General features: G+C 70.7%; 19 protein-coding genes. 9 read left to right on the forward strand and 10 right to left on the reverse strand.

What is annotated here, in order from left to right:
- The 3 genes from D7V77_RS19015 to D7V77_RS19025 all read left to right on the forward strand — a co-directional run.
- A partial coding sequence (locus D7V77_RS19015) for a DUF2380 domain-containing protein (protein WP_120577706.1) occupies positions 1 to 403 on the forward strand: 403 nt, incomplete at its 5' end.
- Positions 400 to 870: an NUDIX hydrolase gene (locus D7V77_RS19020; RefSeq protein ID WP_120577707.1), complete on the forward strand. Its 471-nt coding sequence runs from the start codon at positions 400 to 402 to the stop codon at positions 868 to 870. The genes D7V77_RS19015 and D7V77_RS19020, both read left to right, overlap by 4 nt.
- 219 nt (positions 871 to 1,089) lie before the next feature.
- Positions 1,090 to 1,509, forward strand: coding sequence for a hypothetical protein (locus tag D7V77_RS19025; RefSeq protein WP_120577734.1), 420 nt, complete (start codon positions 1,090 to 1,092; stop codon positions 1,507 to 1,509).
- A gap of 86 nt (positions 1,510 to 1,595) precedes the next feature.
- Here D7V77_RS19025 and D7V77_RS19030 read toward each other — a convergent pair whose 3' ends face one another.
- The gene (locus D7V77_RS19030) at positions 1,596 to 2,018 is read right to left on the reverse strand and encodes an STAS/SEC14 domain-containing protein (protein WP_120564542.1); all 423 of its coding nucleotides are present in this window, start codon (positions 2,016 to 2,018) and stop codon (positions 1,596 to 1,598) included.
- Positions 2,019 to 2,177: 159 nt separating this feature from the next.
- On the opposite strand from D7V77_RS19030, the gene D7V77_RS19035 reads away from it, so the two are divergent.
- The gene (locus D7V77_RS19035; protein WP_120577708.1) at positions 2,178 to 2,861 is read left to right on the forward strand and encodes a hypothetical protein; all 684 of its coding nucleotides are present in this window, start codon (positions 2,178 to 2,180) and stop codon (positions 2,859 to 2,861) included.
- A 16-nt stretch (positions 2,862 to 2,877) separates the two neighbouring features.
- Here D7V77_RS19035 and D7V77_RS19040 read toward each other — a convergent pair whose 3' ends face one another.
- Positions 2,878 to 3,300, reverse strand: coding sequence for an STAS/SEC14 domain-containing protein (locus D7V77_RS19040; protein ID WP_126935837.1), 423 nt, complete (start codon positions 3,298 to 3,300; stop codon positions 2,878 to 2,880).
- 374 nt (positions 3,301 to 3,674) lie between these two features.
- Between D7V77_RS19040 and D7V77_RS19045 the strand changes: the two genes are divergently transcribed.
- From D7V77_RS19045 to D7V77_RS19055, 3 genes are all read left to right on the forward strand, one after another.
- Positions 3,675 to 4,628, forward strand: a complete 954-nt coding sequence (locus D7V77_RS19045) for an ArsA family ATPase (protein ID WP_368666192.1) — start codon at positions 3,675 to 3,677, stop codon at positions 4,626 to 4,628.
- Entirely contained in the window at positions 4,625 to 5,734 is a 1,110-nt protein-coding gene (locus tag D7V77_RS19050; RefSeq protein WP_120577710.1) for an ArsA-related P-loop ATPase, read from the forward strand. The genes D7V77_RS19045 and D7V77_RS19050 overlap by 4 nt, the downstream gene beginning before the upstream one ends.
- 125 nt (positions 5,735 to 5,859) lie before the next feature.
- The gene (locus D7V77_RS19055) at positions 5,860 to 6,930 is read left to right on the forward strand and encodes a CBS domain-containing protein (RefSeq protein WP_169819932.1); all 1,071 of its coding nucleotides are present in this window, start codon (positions 5,860 to 5,862) and stop codon (positions 6,928 to 6,930) included.
- A gap of 55 nt (positions 6,931 to 6,985) precedes the next feature.
- Here D7V77_RS19055 and D7V77_RS19060 read toward each other — a convergent pair whose 3' ends face one another.
- The 4 genes from D7V77_RS19060 to D7V77_RS19075 all read right to left on the reverse strand — a co-directional run bounded on the left by D7V77_RS19060 (position 6,986) and on the right by D7V77_RS19075 (position 9,846).
- Positions 6,986 to 7,795 carry a Rieske (2Fe-2S) protein gene (locus D7V77_RS19060; RefSeq protein WP_120577711.1) on the reverse strand — a complete coding sequence of 270 codons (810 nt, stop codon included), beginning with the start codon at positions 7,793 to 7,795 and terminating at the stop codon, positions 6,986 to 6,988.
- Positions 7,792 to 8,364 carry a YceI family protein gene (locus tag D7V77_RS19065; protein ID WP_120577712.1) on the reverse strand — a complete coding sequence of 191 codons (573 nt, stop codon included), beginning with the start codon at positions 8,362 to 8,364 and terminating at the stop codon, positions 7,792 to 7,794. Before D7V77_RS19065 ends, D7V77_RS19060 begins: the two co-directional genes overlap by 4 nt.
- 79 nt (positions 8,365 to 8,443) lie before the next feature.
- Positions 8,444 to 9,235 carry a hypothetical protein gene (locus D7V77_RS19070; RefSeq protein WP_120577713.1) on the reverse strand — a complete coding sequence of 264 codons (792 nt, stop codon included), beginning with the start codon at positions 9,233 to 9,235 and terminating at the stop codon, positions 8,444 to 8,446.
- 185 nt (positions 9,236 to 9,420) lie between these two features.
- Positions 9,421 to 9,846, reverse strand: coding sequence for a nuclear transport factor 2 family protein (locus tag D7V77_RS19075; protein WP_120577714.1), 426 nt, complete (start codon positions 9,844 to 9,846; stop codon positions 9,421 to 9,423).
- Positions 9,847 to 10,010: 164 nt separating this feature from the next.
- On the opposite strand from D7V77_RS19075, the gene D7V77_RS19080 reads away from it, so the two are divergent.
- Together D7V77_RS19080 and D7V77_RS19085 are read left to right on the forward strand one after the other, a co-directional pair.
- The gene (locus D7V77_RS19080; protein WP_120577715.1) at positions 10,011 to 11,030 is read left to right on the forward strand and encodes a GNAT family N-acetyltransferase; all 1,020 of its coding nucleotides are present in this window, start codon (positions 10,011 to 10,013) and stop codon (positions 11,028 to 11,030) included.
- A 112-nt stretch (positions 11,031 to 11,142) separates the two neighbouring features.
- Complete coding sequence (locus tag D7V77_RS19085) at positions 11,143 to 11,916, forward strand: hypothetical protein (RefSeq protein ID WP_120577716.1); 774 nt, start codon at positions 11,143 to 11,145, stop codon at positions 11,914 to 11,916.
- Positions 11,917 to 11,935: 19 nt separating this feature from the next.
- Here the strand turns inward: D7V77_RS19085 and D7V77_RS19090 are convergent, their stop codons facing one another.
- The 4 genes from D7V77_RS19090 to D7V77_RS19105 all read right to left on the reverse strand — a co-directional run bounded on the left by D7V77_RS19090 (position 11,936) and on the right by D7V77_RS19105 (position 16,338).
- On the reverse strand, positions 11,936 to 13,183 hold the full coding sequence (locus D7V77_RS19090; RefSeq protein WP_120577717.1) for a hypothetical protein: 1,248 nt from the start codon (positions 13,181 to 13,183) through the stop codon (positions 11,936 to 11,938).
- A 362-nt stretch (positions 13,184 to 13,545) separates the two neighbouring features.
- On the reverse strand, positions 13,546 to 14,661 hold the full coding sequence (locus D7V77_RS19095) for a LysM peptidoglycan-binding domain-containing protein (RefSeq protein WP_120577718.1): 1,116 nt from the start codon (positions 14,659 to 14,661) through the stop codon (positions 13,546 to 13,548).
- 103 nt (positions 14,662 to 14,764) lie between these two features.
- On the reverse strand, positions 14,765 to 15,772 hold the full coding sequence (locus D7V77_RS19100; RefSeq protein WP_120577719.1) for a cytochrome c: 1,008 nt from the start codon (positions 15,770 to 15,772) through the stop codon (positions 14,765 to 14,767).
- Positions 15,769 to 16,338, reverse strand: coding sequence for a hypothetical protein (locus tag D7V77_RS19105; protein WP_120577720.1), 570 nt, complete (start codon positions 16,336 to 16,338; stop codon positions 15,769 to 15,771). The genes D7V77_RS19100 and D7V77_RS19105 overlap by 4 nt, the downstream gene beginning before the upstream one ends.
- Positions 16,339 to 16,751: the final 413 nt, after the last annotated feature.

Below are 16,751 nucleotides of genomic sequence, written 5' to 3' on the forward strand. Positions count from 1 at the left end.
CCCCAAGGGCGTGCGCGACGCGCTGGGGGACAGCCCGGAGGTGCGCGGCATGCGCGTGACGGGCAGGGCGGGGGCGGGCATGTCGGACGCCCCGAAGCACCATGTGCTCCCGCAAGAGCACCGCGAGTGGTTCGAGCAACGCGGCTTCAAGGGCGACATGGACATCGACCAGTTCTGCGTCCGGTTGGAGCAGGCCCACCACGAGGCCATTCACGGTGGGGGGAACTGGAAACTGGGGCGCACATGGCCCGGTGAGTGGAATCGGCTGATCATGGAGGCTCTACGCGAAGCGGAGAACCTGGCTGCCCGGAGGTTGACGAGGAGCCAGGTCCTGAACATCGTTGCGGAGAACATGAAGGAGTACAGAGTCCCGATGAACTTCGTCACCGGGAGAAGTCGATGAGCGGCGGAGAAGCCTGGCGGGGCAACATCACGGCACGCCTGTACGAACGGGTACGCAAGCGTGGGTACGAGTCACTCACCGCCTTTGCAAATGCTCGTCCTACCGTATCGTTAGTGGCTCTGGCCGAAGAGCTGGGACCGGATGACGTTGCAGGGGTACAGCTCTTGAGTGCTTTGCTCTACGAGGCGGAGCAGCACAAGCAGGTGACGCGCTTTGTGCGTGATGTTCTCGCGCGCATGCTGACTCAAAGCCTTCCCGACGGATGGCCGAGTGTGCTTGACGACGAGAACCGATTCGCCGTCGCCAAGGCGCTTGGTCGCTGGATCGCCTATACCCCCGAGACGCATAAGGGGCGTGCGAAGCGGGTCGGAGATGCGTTGCTCGCCAACCCTCCCCCCGCTGGATGGCGTCCGCTCGGTCCCGACGACGAGCTTCTCCGGACGCTCTTGCCGGACGACGAAGCCTGACCGGAAGCGGCGCCCCTTCAAGCCTGTCATGGGCCGCCCTGTCGGATCGCCCGCGGGCCACCGACTCGGATCGCGATTTCGATCAGGACAAGGAGCCCGCGTGCTCGGGAGGGCCCTGACGCCTGGCTGCCCGCCCTCCAGGCCCGGGCGGGCGATTCCGGAGCGGGTTGCCGGACACAGGGGGCGATGACGAACCTCCTCCGACGGAGGGAATCCTTCATGGCCAGCAACGACAAGCGTCCCGCACCCCCGCAGCCCGCCGAGGATTTCTACGGGCGTCCGACAACTCCGCGGCAAGACGGCGAGCCCCCGCGCGAAGGCCAGGGCTCCGCGCCCCATGAGGATCCGAAACCCCAGCGCTCCGACGAAGCAGACGACGAGCGCGAGCCCCGCAGCGAGCTGACCGAGGCCGACGAGAAGGGCATCCACCTCCGCGCCGGGGACGACGCCGACGACCGCGACCTGCGCCTCCACGACGCCAGCGGCCTGCGTCCGTATGACCCTCGCGAGCGCGCCCCGGGGGCATCGCTCGACGACATGCCGGACGGCGACGGACCTCGCAGCGACGCGGGCACCAACCCGGTGTCCGACGTGTACCGCTACGGCCACCCGGACCGCATCCCGGACCGCGAGCGCTGAAACCCGCATCATGAAACACCGAGGGCCAGGAACCGGGCTTTTCCGCCCCGTCCTGGCCCTTTGTCACGTCCGGATGCCCGCGGCTTTCAGCCCACGCGGCGCGGGGCGTGATCCAACCGGTGCGCGTCCACCCACGCGTCGGCCTGCGCCATCGTGTCCACGAAGACCGTGTCGAAGCTGGCCGCATGGCCCGTGAGCAGCATGGCCACGGACATGGCCTTGCCCACCACGCGCTGTGACAGGTCGGACCCCACGTACACCACCGAGCGCATCCACTCCGCGCGCACGTTGTTGGCCAGGTACTTGCGCGACTCGGCGGGCAGCTCCGAGCCCGGCACCTCCGCCACCAGGTAGAACGGCCCCTGCGCCGCCATCTCCTCGTAGACGCGCAGCGCCCACTTCGCGTCCTGCAACCCCACGACGCCCGTGTACTTCGTGTGCAACACGTCTGGCGCCGTCATGCGAATCCGGTGCGCGCCACACGTCCACTCGCGAATCTGTTGCTCCATGCGGTCCTCCCCCCAGCGACTGGAAAGAACCCTACGCCGGACCCCTCCAGTCCAGGGAAGCGCCCCTGCCCTTCCGTACAAGGTCTGGCTGTCCATTGGATGTCAGACCCCCTCTGTACTGTGTACCCATTCCGACAGCATTCCTGAGGGGGAAACACCATGACGGAAACCCGTGAACTGCCGCGCGTCTCGGTGAACAAGTTGGGCGAGTACCTGGTCGCCACGCCCGCCCGCCGCAAGCGCATCATCCACGACCAGAAGCACCCGCCGGATGCCCAGTACCTGCGCTATCCGGAGGCGTCCCACGCCATCACGGACTTCCTCTGCCGGGGCCTGGACATGAACGTGCTGCGGGAGTCCCAGCGCCGGTTCGCCTGCGCGGTGCCGCAGACGGAGTTCGAGGCGCAGCGCATGCAACTGTGTTCGGAAGCGCTGGAGCGCTTCGCGGACCTGGTGCCGTGGTTGGATTTGGACGACGCCATCATCAGCGCGGTGGGCGCGGAGCCGCCCGTGCTGGAGATGGCCGGCGTCACCATCAGCGTGCGCCCGGAGGTGGTGGTGCAGCGGTTGGACAAGCACGGCAACCCGCGCGTGGGGTTGATGAAGCTCTACTTCTCCAAGACGCAGCCGCTGGACGAGCGGAGCGGCCAGTACATTGGCACGCTGCTGCAGCGCTTCTCTGAGCAGCACCTGTGCCGGCTGGGCCCGGCGGACCACCGTCTGATGACCGTGGTGGACGTGTTCGCGGGCTCGCTGTTCGTCGCGCCGCGCGCGCACATCCGCCGGCTGGGCGACGTGGTGCTCGCGTGCGAGGAGATCGCCGAGCGCTGGGCCGTCCACTGACGGGCCCCCTACGCCGTCAGCGAGGCGCCGCTTCCTGACGGCGCCGGTGGGCTTCCAGAAACGCGCGGGCCTGGGCCTCCGAGTCCACGAACTCCGCCTCCAGCTTCGCGCCACCGATGAAGTTGAGCGCCACCACGAGCGCGCGCAGCACCTCGCGATGCGTGCGCTTGGCGCCGAAGAAGACGACCGCGCGGAACCACGCGGGACGCACGTGTTCGGCCAGGTACTTGCGCGGCGCGACCGACAGCCCCTCGGAGCTGCTCAAGTCCACGACGAGGTACAGGGGCTTGTCCGGGCCCGCCCCCAGCTCGTGGAACACGTCCACCAGCTCCCGCACATCCGTCTCTGAAAACGATCCCCGGACCTTCGTCCAGAGGATGTCGGAGTCCTCCAGCGAGACACGCTGTGTCCCGAAGACCCACTCCCGCATCACCGCCATGCCCTCTCCCACGCAGAGGGCCTCAGGGTACCCAAAACCCGGGGCCCGTCACCAGTCCGTGCCCCCTTCTTTCCGAGGGAATCCGCCCGTCCAACCCTCAGGGTCACGCGCACGCGCACGCCACGTGTCCTCCCGGGCCGGGTCAATCCCCGCACATCGTGTCAAGGCGTCCCGAGCGCGGCACGGCCCTGGCTGTGTCACGGACGGGTCAGCGCGGTGAAGGCGCGACGGGGCGTGGGCGGAAAGCCGCTATGCTCGTGGAGCGGGCGGCCTGACGGACGGTCGCCCCTGGGCGCATCCCCGGCCGGTTGTCGGGACGCGCTTCCTTGCTCACCGTGAAGGGTCGCGCCGCTGGCGCGGAGGATGGGGGCGTGGTGCTGGAGTCCTTGTGGAGCAGACGCGCCGTGCTCGTGTCGGGCAAGGGCGGCGTGGGCAAGACGACGCTCTCCGCGACGCTGGCGGTGGCGGCGGCGCGCGCGGGCCGGCCGGTGCTGCTGGCGGAGCTGTCCCCGGACGAGGGCGGCCCGTCCACGCTCTCGGGGCTGGTGGGCGCGAAGGAGGCCGGGCCACGCGTGGTGCCGGTGGGGCCGAACCTGTCCTTCGTGCGGCTGTCCGCGCAGGAGGGCCACCGGCTCTTCCTGGAGGAGACCCTGCCCGTGAAGTGGCTGGCGGAGGCCGCGCTGCGCTCGAGGGCGCTGCGGCGCTTCCTGGAGGCGGGCCCCGCGCTCAAGGAGATGGGGCTGATGTTCCAGCTCCTGGCGCTCCTGCGCCTCACGCACCCGGACGGCCGCAGGGTGCACCCACTCACGGTGGTGGACCTGCCCGCGACGGGCCACGCGCTGGCGCTGGCCACGCTGCCCCGGAGCATCCTGTCGCTGATGCCGGGCGGTCCCGTGGGCCGCGCGGTGCGTGAAGGGCTGGACCTGCTCCAGGACCCCGCGCGCACGGGCGTGGTGCTCACCACGCTGCCGGAGCCCCTGCCCGTGAGCGAGACGCTGGCGCTGGTGGGCGAGCTCAAGGAAGTGGGCCTGCCCCTGTCCGCCGCGGTGCTCAACCGCATGCCGGAGGACCCCTTCACGCCGGAGTCTCGCGCGGCGCTGGAGCGGCTCCTGGAGACGCACGGGCCGCACCGGGGGCAGCGGGCGCTGGAGCGGCTGGAGCGCGCGCGGCTGGCCCGGCAGCGGCTGGCGGCGGGCGTGAGCGTGCCCCACTGGGGGCTGCCGGAGCTGGCGCTGACGGGCGTGGCGCTGGTGGAGCGGCTGGCGGAGCTCCTGGAGTCCACACTCGAAGGAGCCGCGTCCCACGACGGCCGGGAGGCCACGCCATGAACCTGGACGGCATGCTGCGCGACAAGCGGATCCTCGTGCTGTGCGGCGCGGGTGGCGTGGGCAAGACGACGACGGCGGCGGCGCTGGGCGTGGCCGCGGCGCGCTCGGGGCGCAAGGTGCTGGTGCTCACCATCGACCCGGCGCGGCGGCTGGCGGAGGCCATGGGGCTGAAGGAGAACGGCGCGGAGCCCACCACCGTGCCGCCAGAGCGCCTGTACGCGGACGGCCCGCGAGGCGAGGGCCGGCTGGACGTGTGGATGCTGGAGCCGCGCATCGTCTTCGAGCGCATGGTGCGCCGGATGTCCGCCACGGAGAGCGCCGCGCGCACCATCCTGGAGCACCGCCTGTACCGCTTCCTGTCGGAGCTGGTCGCGGGCGTGCAGGAGTACGCCGCCGCGGAGGCGCTGGACGGCTTCATCGCGGAAGGCCACTACGACCTCATCGTCCTGGACACCCCGCCCAGCCGCCACGCGCTGGACTTCCTGGACGCCCCGGGCCGGCTGTCGCGCTTCCTGGACGAGCGGATCATCTCCCTCTTCGGCCAGGAGTCGGGCCGCGCGAGCCGGCTGTGGCAGGGCGCGCAGGCGCTGGTGGGCAAGGTGCTGGACGGCGTCTTCGGCGGCGGCTTCGCGCAGGAGATGCGCTCCTTCGTCTCCGCCTTCGGAGGCCTGTTCGCCGGCATCCGCCTGCACGCGGACCGGCTGCGGGAGCACCTGTCGTCGAAGGACGCGGCGTTCCTGCTCGTCACGTCGCCGGAGGCCGCCGCGCTGCGCGAGGCCACCTTCTTCCAGGAGGCGCTCCAGGCCAAGGGGCTGCCCTTCGCGGGCTACGTGCTCAACCGCAGCTGGGCGCGGGATGACGGCCTGGCTCCGGCCGCCGCGCTGAAGCCGCACGCGAACAACGCCGCGGACACGGACGCCGTCAGCGCGCTGGAGCACCTGGCGGGCGAGGAGGACGCGCGCGCGACGGCGCACCGCTCGCTGCTGGCGAGGCTGGCCGAAGGGCTGCCCCGGGGCGCGCTGGCCATCGCCGCGCCGGACGCGGGCGCGGACCTGGAGGACTTCCGGGGGCTGGTGCACCTGGGAGACGCGCTCACCGTCGTCTGACGTCCCGCTTGGGATGCCTCCCGTGCCAGGGCGGACGGGCGAGCGGCGCCGCACCTGTCCGGCTGGAGCTTTGCGCGTCCGGGCGCGCTTCCCATGTTCGCAAGTCGAGGAGGCTTGCGACGCACATGGGCACCAAGGACTACAGCAACGGAAACGGCAGGCATGACCTGGGGCGCGCGGACATCTCCACGCCTCCCACCGACGCCATGGCCACGCACCGCTCACCGGACGTGGCGCCGCCGGGCTCGCGCGAGCGCGCGGAGTCAGACGTGAGCGGTTGGAGTCCCGCGCGCGACGAGCCGCCCGCCGACCGCCAGGGGCGCTTCCACCGCGCCGCCGCGTGGCGCCTGGGCCGCGTGCGCACGGACGTGGACGACACGGGCACCTGGCGCGCGGACCGAGAGGGCGAGCGCGACGGCGGCACCACCGGCCCCTACGGCCGAGACGACCGGGACGTGCGCTACGCCAACGGCGCGGGCCCCCGGCGCACCCAGGGCGACGACACCGTCCAGGAGATGCAGCCCCAGCGCGCCGACTACCGCGAGTGGGACCGCAGCGGCTACGGCGGCGAGGAGCCCCTGTTGCGCGACCGTCCGCGCCGCGAGGCATCGGCGTGGCGCGAGGATCCGGGCCTGCGCGAACGGCAGGCCCCTCGTCGGGAGGAGACCTTCCCCCTGGACCCGAGGCTCCGCGCATCCCGCGCCCCGTCCACCGCGTCCGCGCCTTCGCTCCGCCGCTGGAAGCGCGAGCCGCTCTCCGCGCGCGACATCATGACCCGCCAGGTGCGCACGGCCCGCCGCGACAGCTCCCTGCGTGAGGTGGCGCAGTTGATGCGGGACGAGGACTGCGGCGTGGTGCCCATCGTGGACGAGGAGGGACGGCTGCTGGGACTGGTCACGGACCGCGACCTGGCGCTGCGCGCCTTCGCCGGTCAACGCGCAGTGGACGGCCTGCGCGCCGCGGACGTGATGACGGAGGACCTGGAGGCGGTGCTGCCGGAGGAGGACCTGCACGGCGTCATCGAGCTGATGGGCCGCCGCCAGGTGCGCCGCATCCCCGTGGTGGAGCCCGACGACAGGCTGGTGGGCATCATCGCGCTGGGGGACATCGCCAGCCGCGCGGATCAGGACGAGGAGCTGCAGGAGGCACTGGAGCGCATCTCGTCCCGGCGCTCGTTCTGGAGCCGGCTGCGCTGAGACCCGGCCCGAGGAGACGGGAGGCTCGAGAGCCTCCCGTCCTGGCACCCGTGAATCAGGCGATGGAGACGACCACGCCGGACGCGTCCGCAGTCGTGGTGAACGTCTTCAGGTTCACCGTCGCCGCGCCCCCGGGGTCGACCACGCCCGTCTTGCTGAACGTGGACGCGTGGCACGGGCAGAGCAGCTCGTCGAGGCCCGCATCGAAGCCCACTTCACAGCCCTGGTGCGTGCAGACGGAATCCACCGCGGAGTAGGAGCCGTCCGCCAGCTTGAAGACGAAGATGGTCTTGCCGTAGCCGGTGGGGTTGCCGCTCACCATGCCGCCCGTGCTCTGGAGGTCGGGGAACTCAGCGAAGGTGAGCGTCACCTTCCCGTCGACCACCGAAGGGAAGTTGTCGCTGCCGGCCTTGAGGTTGATGCTCAGCACCTGCGTGCCCGCGTTGTACGTGGCCACGTACGTCTTGAGCGGCACCGTGGCGGGCTCCTGCGTCACCTTGCCATCCGTCACGTTGAACTTCGACAGGTGGCAGGGGCACACGGCCTCCGTCCCGTCGAAGCCCATGGGGCAGCCCACGTGGGTGCACGTAGCGGACAGCACCGCGTAGGTGTCCGCGGACGGGTGCACCACCAGCAGGTTCTCCTGCCCGGATTCCTTCGGGAAGCGCAGCGTCACCGAGCCGCCCGCGCGGGACAGGTCCGGATAGCGCTGCACCACCAGCGACACGATGCCGTCCTCGCCGGGCGTGGTCACGTCCAGCACGGGCGAGGGGTCGATGTTCGGCGCGCACGCGGGCGGCAGGCCCGCCACGACCACGCCCGTTCCCAGCAGCTTCTTGAAGAAGTCTCGACGCGACGAGCTCACGTGCCCTCCGTGAAGACGAGGTGCGGCTCCAGCACCAGCTCGTCTTCCACCTTCACCAGCAGCAGCGTGGGCCGTTCGATGTTGTAGCCCTCCAGGCTGATCTTGAAGGACCCGTCCGCCGTCACCTGCGTGGCGGAGTCGAACTTCACCGTCATGGGGATTTCGACGTCCTTCGTCACGCCGTGGAAGGTCAGCTTGCCCTTGAGGGTGACCGGCACGGATCCCGGGAAGGTGGCGGGCGGCTTCACGCCGGTGCCCACGGCCTTCACCTCCACCAGCGGGTACTTGGCGGCCTCGGTCACCTCCAACATGTGCGTGTCGCGATTGGAGTTCTGCGAGTCGAAGTCCTTCACCTGCGCGCGCACGGCCACCTGGATGGTGCCGTCCGGCTTCAGCACGGCCTTGCCCTCGCTGGGAGCGGCCTTGCCAGACACGGTGTGCATCTTGTGGATGAGCTTGTAGGTGAGGGAGCTGGCGTCCTTCTTCACCGAGTACATCTTCGCGTTCTGCGCGGCGGCGGGGAGCGCGAGCAGCAGGGCAGCGGAAAGAACGAGTCGTCGAGCAATCACGGCGTCCTCCAGAGGGGGCTACGTCTTGTCTCCGCACAACGGCCGGCGCGAGGAGACATTCACGACAGGGGGGTTCGGGTCAGAAAGTGAGCGTGACGATGCCCGCGGCGACGCAGCCCAACGTGGCATAGCCCACCACCTGGTGCGCGGTGGCGTACTTCGGCTCCGTGATCTCGCCGTAGCTGTGGGTGGCCAGGATGCCCAGCACCGCCTGGGCAATCATCCCGGCGGTGGCCAGGCTCATGAAGATCTTGTGGAACGTCACCGTGTCCCACTGGAACGGACGCTCCACCGGATCCGGCGCCAGGATGCCCAGCGTGCCCACGGTGGCGAACAGCAGCGACGTGCCGATGACGACGCCCCGGTGCCAGGCGAGCAGCGAGCGATTATCCCCGCCGCCGTCGGTGAATGAACGGCTGAACTGGATCTGCCCCAGCACGGTGGCCGCGGTGAGGCCGCCCGCCATGGCCAGGCCCAGGCCCTGGTGCAGCTTGAGCATGGTGCGGCGCGTCTCCAGGTCCTTCTGCAGGTTCGGGTCCAGCAGGCCCGCGGACGCCTCCGCTTCCGGCGTGAGCAGGTCGAAGTCCAGGCTGGGCTCGGACGACGGCGTGGCGCTGGAGTCCTGCGGCGCGGCGGAGCCCGTCGAACCGGACTCCGGCGTGGCGGACACGGGCGGCGTGACGTCCGGCGTCACCGGCGCCGCGGGCGCGGCTTCCTGCGGGGGAGGCGGTACCGGCGTGGGCTGGCGCTTCGCGGGTTTGCGCTTCGCCGCGGCGACCATCACGGGGGCGTCCGGCGCGAGGGCCGCACCGGCGGGGGAGGCCGCCAGGAGCATGACGGCCAGGAGGGGGGAAATGACGCGGGTCATCATGGGGTTCCCGGGGGACGACGCGGCCCGTCGAAAAAAGGGGGGGCCATGTCTTTCCAGGCTACCCCGGCTCGCGGTTCGGGTGCACGGAAGTGCACACAGGGTCCGGGTGAACCTTGCGATGCCGGCATGTCCCTGATGGCCGAAGCCATAAGAAACCCCAGGGACCGCCGGAAGTTGCGTCTGTGTCAGGCCGGTGTCGTCGAGGGCACCTCCGAGCGTGGCGCGGTGCCGTGCGCGAGCTCCTGGCCCAGGGCGTGCGGGTCGAAGTACGCGAAGAAGCGGCGGACCCGGTCGCCGTCCCACTCGAGGATGGAGACGCCCTCGTAGGCGACGGCGGCCCCTTTGCGCGCCGTGCCCTGCGTCTCCCATTCGAGGGCCACGCGGTCGCCGGATTCGATCATGTTGCGGAAGGTGGACTTCACCTGTCCGAGGGTGGCCTTGTACTCGGTCCAGAAGCGGCGGGCGCCGTCGATGCCGGAGAAGACGTGAGGTGAAGCGACGTTGCTCACCTGCGCATCGTCGGCGAAGAGGGCGACCATCGGCTCGATGTCGCCGTGCTCCTCCAGTTTCAACAGTGCGTCCACGAACCGCTGCGCTCGTTCCATCGGCATCGGGTGTCCTCGCTCGTCGCGAAAGAGAAATCAGGGGTGTGCCCGGGAAGGGTGCGCACGCGAGGGAGAGGTGACCTGCCGTCGGCGGCCGCTCCCTCGTCCTCCAGACGGAGGCCCCACCCCCTTGCTCCCGGGTGGCCCGGTGATGGAAGACGGACGCTGTCATGTCCCAGGAAGCCCACCGCCCCAAGCCGTCGGCCGACGCCCCCAGGAAACAGTCCTGGCAGGAGGCCGAGGCGGCCCTGCTGGGCCTGGTTCCTCCCGTGACAGCGACGGCTGAGGGCGAGGCAGCGTCCGACGCCCCGGCTCCCGCGGCCGTGGAGCCTTCACCGCCCAGCTGGCGCAGCGCCGCCTTCGTGGCGCTGTGCGCGCTGTACCAGCTGCGCCGGGCGATGCCGCTCGCGAACGTGACGCCGTGGGACTTCGGGGCGCTGTTCTCCAAGGGCTACGGCACCGTGGCCTTCCTGGTGTTGTTCCCCTCGCTGGTGTCGCTGTGGGGCCTCACGAGGGGCAACCTGAAGCGGCAGGCCGACGCGTCGGCGTGGTTCCTGCTCCAGGCGGTGGTCTGGGCGTTGCTGGCCGTGGTGGCCCTGTTCCAGGGGGAGTTCGTCACGGCGCTCCTGATGCCGTGGCACCTGGCGCTGGGGTGCGCCATCCTGATGGTCATGCTGGCGCCGCCGCCGCTGGAGGCCCCGGTGCCACCGCGCGGGAGCCCGCCCCCGCCCACCGTGCGGCCCGCCACGCCCGAGGACCGGGACGCCATCGCGGACCTCCAGGATGCGGCGCTCTCGCGGCGTCCCACGACCTTCGAGGCGCCGTCCGAAGGCGAGGAGGACGGACGGCACCCGGTGCTGGTGGCGGAGGAGAACGGGCGCGTCGTCGGGTGTGCCGCCACGCGCGCCCACAGCTCGCGCGAGTGCTACGCGGACATCGCGGACTTCAGCCTCTTCGTGGCGAAGGACGTCCGGGGCATGGGCGTGGACGAGCTGCTGCTGAAGGCGCTGCTGAAGGCCGCGGAAGGAGCGGGCTTCCACAAGCTCACCACCTGCGTCCTCGCGAACCAGTCGCACACCCTGAAGCTGTTCGAACGCCTGAGGTTCACCACGGTGGGCACGCACGAGAAGCACGCACGGGTGGACGGCGCGTGGCACGACGTGGTGGTGGTGGAGAAGTTCCTGCGCTGAAGGGGCCGGAGGCGGCTCCACGGACACTGTCTCCTCGTGGTACCCGAGGGTGGGGGGCGCCCCTCTTGCTCGCGGGCTTGCGCCGGAGGATGACTGTCCTCCAGGAGCACCCATGTCCCAGGAAGCCCTCCGTTCCGAGCCGTTGCCCTCCTCCGTCGACGAGGCGCCCGCCGACGTTCCCGAGTCCATCGCGGCGGAGTCGTTCCCGCCGCTGACGTTTCTGCTGGAGGAGGTGCGCTCGCCGGGGATGGTGCGCGCGGACATCGACGCGCTCATCGTGGGCCTGGGCCGTCCGCCCGCGCCGGACGAACCGCCGCGGGAGCGGGCGGATCTGCTGCTGGGGCTCCTGGACCGCGCCAACCCGGTGGGGGACTACACGGGTTCGGGCGGGATGAAGGTGCGGGCCGCGGCGAAGGAGTCCCTGCTCGCCATGGGCTATCCGTACGCGATGGAGCTGCCGCCCGACCTGCTGGAGACGAAGGGCGCGGACGGCAGGGAGCCAGGGCTGACCGCGGGCAACGTCACCCTGGCGGTGGCGAGTGCGCTGTACCAGTCAGCGGCCATGGTGACGGTGTGGTTCCTCCTCCAGTACTTCCGGATGCCGGCGGCGGCCGAGGTGTCGTTCGGCATCGGCTCGGTCCTCTGGATCTTCACCGTGCTCTCCCTGATGGGCCACCACTCCCGGTCGAGGGACATGCAGTCCATCGCCTCGGTGGTGCTGTGGGCGGCAGCGGTGTTGTGGATCCTGGTCGCCCTCCCGTTGGCCGTGTTCACGTATGGCGTGGCCCTGATCTTCGTCCCGTGGCACCTCGCGCTGTGGACCGCCATCTCCCTGCGCCCGGAAGCCGAGGAGGAGGCGCCGACGAAGCGCGCGCCTTCTCCGTGAGCGCACCGCCCGAGGTGGATCAGCGCCGCGAGTCCTGGCCCCACTCCTCGCGCGTCCAGCCCTGCCGTTCATAGAGGGCCCGGCGCTCCGAGGGCAGGGCCTCCCAGGAGACGCCGGGGTCCAGGTCCTTGGGGCGACTGAAGAGGCCGGGGACATCATTGCGGACAGCCTGGGAGGCACGCTCGGGGGTGAGGCCGCGCAGGCCGTAGCCCAGCTTGAGGCCAGCGCGGCTCTGGCCGGACTTGTCGGAGACTTCGAAGGAGACGCCGCCACCGAACTCCGCGGTGCGAGGGTTGAGAGCCGCGTGGGCGCGAGCATGAGGGCCCGCGCCCAGGGACAGCTCCACCTTGCCCTCCGAGTCGCGGCTCACACTGGCGAGGCCCAGATCCACCTGGAGCTGGGCCTCCGTCTTGCCGTGAGCGTCCATCATCACCTCCAGGCCCAGGGGACCGGCCTTCGAGGCGATGCCCGCCTGCGTCTGGACGTCGGTGGTGCCGCGCGCGGAGGCATGGGCTGTGCGTTTGAATTGGATCATCTCGTGGGACGCGCTCGCCTCGGCGGAGACGAAGGCACCGGCGGGACGTTCTCCGGAGAGGACCTGTGCGCGGGCGGTGACGGTCTCGTAGGCCTGGACGAGCGAGTGTCGGGGGCGTCCCAGGCCGGCCTTCCATTCGGACTCGTAGCGTTCGCGCTGGGGGTCGGACCAGGAGAGGCCGAGCGACGTCTCACGCAGGTCCAGCGACTGAGGAGGTCCGAGCACGCGAAGGGCCTGGAGGCTGCCGGCCTGGGCCACGGCGTCGCCGTAGCGTTGCAGGTAGGCGTCGTAGGCGACGACAGCGGCGCGGCCGGAGTCGGTGGCGTGAGCGTTCACGGCGTCGCGAAGGGCAGCAGGGAGCTTCGGATCATTGACGAAGGTCTCCGGTCGTCCAGGCATGCCGAGCGGTCCTTCCACCCCGCCCGGGCGCCGCGAGAGGACGCCGTTGGATGCAGCCTGTTCGAGGAAGGCCTGGCGCGACGGAGCCTCCATCCGGGACACGTAGGTGGAGAGCAGCCCGTCACGGTCCATGCGGTCCAACGTGGCGCGGTACGCATCGCGAGGCACGGAGCCGAGCGCATCATGCGTGGCCTTCACATCGCTGTCGGTGAGGAAGGGGTTCGACAGGCTGCGCGTCAGGTGCGAGCGGAGCGAGGCATAGACGTCCTCGGGGACGGGAACGGAGGGGGAACGCAGCCGGCCGCCCATCGCCGCGAGCTCGCGCGCGGACACAGCGGGGCCATCCGCAAGCGTGGAGGGACGAGGCGAGGAAGGAGCAACGGAGGGGCCGTCATAGGGCCGCAGCTCATTGCGCGAGGGCGAGGACGCACTGCTTTCACTGACAGAGGTCCTGCGGGACGCGGTCGTGCCCACGCGGAGTTCCGGCGCGGGTGCATCAGGTTCAGGAAGCGTGGGTTCGGGGGACAGGGGACTGCTACCGGGCGCATCGATTCGGGACATCAGGCTCGCTCCGAGGAAGGAGGAGCCCGTGCCCTGTGCAGCCAGTGCGCCACGGTCAGGTGCCCGGAATCACAGGCACCCTTTCGCATCCGAGCGCCCGGGCGTGAGACCCGGGTCCCACTCCCCAGACGGGCTCAGCCCAGCACGTCCTGCGCGCGGCGGTAGTACATCTCGCGGCTCGCGAGGCCGTTGTAGCCGCCGTTGATGCGGCGGGTGACCTCGCGGAAGTTGCCCGCGTCCGCGTAGCTGTTCAGGTTGCGCGACTGCCAGTACCAACCCGCGATGCGGAACGCGACATCCGGATCCTTCGCGCGCTCCGGGTGCCCTTCCAGGTCGATTCCCAACGCCCTGCCCGCCGCACGGTAGTTCGCGCGGCCCGTCAGCTGGATGGGTCCCCGGCCCTTGTAGCGCTTGCCGTCCCCAGGCTGCGTGTTGCCCAGGTCCTTACGGCCCTCGTACGCGGCGCCAGAGGCGATCTCCTCCATGTAGCGCAGCTCGCCGCTCTCATGCGCCAGCTGCGCCAGGAACATCTCCTTGCGCCGAGGCGTGTTGATGTTCGCCTCCGCCATCGCCTTGTTCAGGTGCGGCAGGTACTGCTCCGCCTTCGCCTGCGACAGGTTCGGCATGATCCGCCGCAGCTGCGCCACCGTCACCCCGCCCTTCCCACTCGACGTGCCCGGCGTCCCACCCACGCCCCCCGTCGACGGAGGCGGCTTCGACGTCCCGCCCGAGCCACCCGTGCGGCCCGGAATCGTCAGCTTCTGGCCCACCTGGATCTTGTTCGGATCCGCGATGTGGTTCGCCTGCTGCAACGCCCCCACCGTCGTGCCGTACCGGCCCGCGATGCCGCTCAGCGTGTCCCCGCTGCGCACCGTGTACGAAGCGCCTCCGGACGACGGCGGCGGCTTCGACGTCACCGGCGCCGCGCCCCCACCCGCACCCGGAATCGTCAGCCGCTGACCCACGTAAATCTTGTTCGGGTTCGCGATGTGGTTCGCCTTCGCCAGCGCCCCCACCGTCGTGCCGTGCCGCCCCGCGATGCCGCTCAGCGTGTCCCCGCTGCGCACCGTGTAGCTGCCCGCCTTCGACGGCGCCGCCTGGAACCCGTCCGGGACCGTCAACCTCTGGCCCACGCGGATGAGGTTCGCGTTCGCGATGTGGTTCGTCTTCTGGAGCGAAGACACCGACGTGCTGAAGCGCTGCGCGAGCCCGCTCAACGTGTCGCCGCTGCGAACGGAATAGGTCGTCACGAATGGAACTCCGGGAAAAGAGGGAATCAGTGCCCGGATTTTCGCGACGCCTGGGAATTAGTTTCCCAGGAAGACCCACTTTTCAGGTTGCTGCATCTATCCGTTATTCCTGTGCCTTCGAGTCACGCAACCGTTGCTGAAGGTCGCGGGCGGCGCCGGTGTCGTGCATCACGATGAGGCTCTGCACGTAGTACGCGAGCGCCCAGAGGTTCTCCTCCGGGATGGCGCCCTTCCACGACGGCATCGCCGCACCGCCGACGCCCGCGGCCATCACGCGGTAGAGGTCCTCGCGCTGGGCCTGCGCGGTGTACGGCTGGCCCTCCACGCGGGTGTCCTGCGGCCACACGGTGCGCAGGCGATGGAAGAGGAAGTCCGGCGGCAGCACCTTGGCGAACTGCGTGGCCTCGCCCTTCGCGTCCACGGTGAGCGAGTAGTCCGAATCCCGCTGCAGCGCCGTGTACGGATCCGCGTTCGCCAGGTTCACCTTGCGGCCGGTGACGCTCTCCGTGAGCGCGGCGAGCTCCGCTCGGGGCAGGTACGCGACGTGGCAGCTGGCGCAGCCCGCGTTGCCCTTGCCGGCCACGTGGTAGACGGTGCGGCCGCGCGCCACGGCCTCGGCTGCGCGGCCCTTCCACGGGTCGTCGGACAGGGCGAGGGCCGCGCCTGGGGACTCCTGCTTCCAGCGCGGACTGAAGGTCTTGAGGTACTGCACCACGGCGTCCACGTCCGCCGGGGGCACGTCCCACGCGAACATCGGCGTGCCGTGCAGGCCCCGTCTCAGCGTGCGCTTCAGCGCGTCGTCGGTGGGCAGTTCGCCCGCCGCCACGCCTCCGAACTTGTATAGGCCCTGGTGGAAGTTGCGCGGCGGAGGCCGCATCCCGGAGCCCGCGGGGCCCTGACCGTCGCCCTTCTCGCCGTGACAGGACGCGCAGTAGTGCGTGTAGACGTCATATCCGCGAGCCAGCGTCGCGGCGGGGATGACGGTGCCGTCCGCGAGCTTCAGGGGCTCGAAGGTGGGCGTCTCCTTGCGGCACGCGGGAGCGAGCGCCCCCAACGCGAGCACGGCGAGCACACGAAACGACCGACGAGTGGAGCAGGAAGTGGGCTTCATGGGAGGTACACCACCGCGAAGAGGACGCCGTACATCACCGTCGAACACCACCAGCCGGGCAGGGCGCGCCGCAACGGAGCGCTGGCGTCCTGTCCGCGCAGCACGCGAAGTCCCGCACGCAGCAATCCCACGAGCACGACCGCCAGGTGCGCGGCCTGCACCGCGGACAGGCCATACAGCGCCGAGGCGAAGACGCCGCTGTCGGGGACGCGCAGGTCCCGGTACCAGAACAGCACGTGCAGCCAGGCCGCCTGCGTCGCGAGGAACCCCGCCCCGGCGCCGAGCACGCCCGCCAACGTGAGCCGGCCTGGTCGTCGGAGCGCGACGTACAGCAGCACGACCCCGATGACGAGGAGCCCACCGGCCAGCGCGGGAACGAGCGCTCCAGGGCGCGCGGACACGGGAGGCCAGAAGCCGCGCAGCCGGTAGAAGCCCGCGGAGAAGGCCATCGCGCAGAAGAGCATCGCCGCCGCGCCGTGCGCGATGACGATCCCGAACCAGAGGTTCGCTTCGTCGCGCTGGAGGGACGTGGAGGCCAGCGTCCCGGCGGGGTCGTTCGTGCTCACGGGACTGGACTCTCGCATGCCTGGGCCCGGCGGAAAGCACCAGGAAGCCGGGCGGCCCCCCGTCCCTCGGAGCGGCGCCCATCGGCTGAATCACCTCCACGCATCACACCCGTGAACCGGAACGGGCAATCGCGTGAGACGCGGCGCAACGCACGCGGCCAGTCCGGGCAGTGCCCACGGGCGTCCAGGCTGCGTGGCATGGAAACCCGGCGCCAACGGCCACGCGCCTCCGGGATTGCCCACGTACCAAGCCAGCTCAAGCGGGGCCCACGCGCCTCAAGGCAGCGTGGAATGGAAACCCGGCGCTGACGGTCCGCATCTCCGGGATGCGATACGTCCCGGGCTCGCTCGTGCGCCCCCGATGCAAGAACCCCGCGTGCGTCCAGGCCCGCCGGTAGTAGCCTGCCGCGCTG

Origin of the sequence: Corallococcus sp. CA041A (genome assembly GCF_003612075.1) — a bacterium.
Classification (GTDB): domain Bacteria; phylum Myxococcota; class Myxococcia; order Myxococcales; family Myxococcaceae; genus Corallococcus; species Corallococcus exiguus.

Excerpts from the sequence above, each read along its gene's own strand:
- D7V77_RS19020 (WP_120577707.1), top strand. The coding sequence starts at position 400 with ATGAGCGGCGGAGAAGCCTGGCGGGGCAACATCACGGCACGCCTGTAC.
- D7V77_RS19025 (WP_120577734.1), top strand. The coding sequence starts at position 1,090 with ATGGCCAGCAACGACAAGCGTCCCGCACCCCCGCAGCCCGCCGAGGAT.
- D7V77_RS19030 (WP_120564542.1), bottom strand. The coding sequence starts at position 2,018 with ATGGAGCAACAGATTCGCGAGTGGACGTGTGGCGCGCACCGGATTCGC.
- D7V77_RS19035 (WP_120577708.1), top strand. The coding sequence starts at position 2,178 with ATGACGGAAACCCGTGAACTGCCGCGCGTCTCGGTGAACAAGTTGGGC.
- D7V77_RS19040 (WP_126935837.1), bottom strand. The coding sequence starts at position 3,300 with ATGGCGGTGATGCGGGAGTGGGTCTTCGGGACACAGCGTGTCTCGCTG.
- D7V77_RS19050 (WP_120577710.1), top strand. The coding sequence starts at position 4,625 with ATGAACCTGGACGGCATGCTGCGCGACAAGCGGATCCTCGTGCTGTGC.
- D7V77_RS19055 (WP_169819932.1), top strand. The coding sequence starts at position 5,860 with ATGGGCACCAAGGACTACAGCAACGGAAACGGCAGGCATGACCTGGGG.
- D7V77_RS19070 (WP_120577713.1), bottom strand. The coding sequence starts at position 9,235 with ATGATGACCCGCGTCATTTCCCCCCTCCTGGCCGTCATGCTCCTGGCG.
- D7V77_RS19075 (WP_120577714.1), bottom strand. The coding sequence starts at position 9,846 with ATGCCGATGGAACGAGCGCAGCGGTTCGTGGACGCACTGTTGAAACTG.
- D7V77_RS19080 (WP_120577715.1), top strand. The coding sequence starts at position 10,011 with ATGTCCCAGGAAGCCCACCGCCCCAAGCCGTCGGCCGACGCCCCCAGG.
- D7V77_RS19085 (WP_120577716.1), top strand. The coding sequence starts at position 11,143 with ATGTCCCAGGAAGCCCTCCGTTCCGAGCCGTTGCCCTCCTCCGTCGAC.
- D7V77_RS19100 (WP_120577719.1), bottom strand. The coding sequence starts at position 15,772 with ATGAAGCCCACTTCCTGCTCCACTCGTCGGTCGTTTCGTGTGCTCGCC.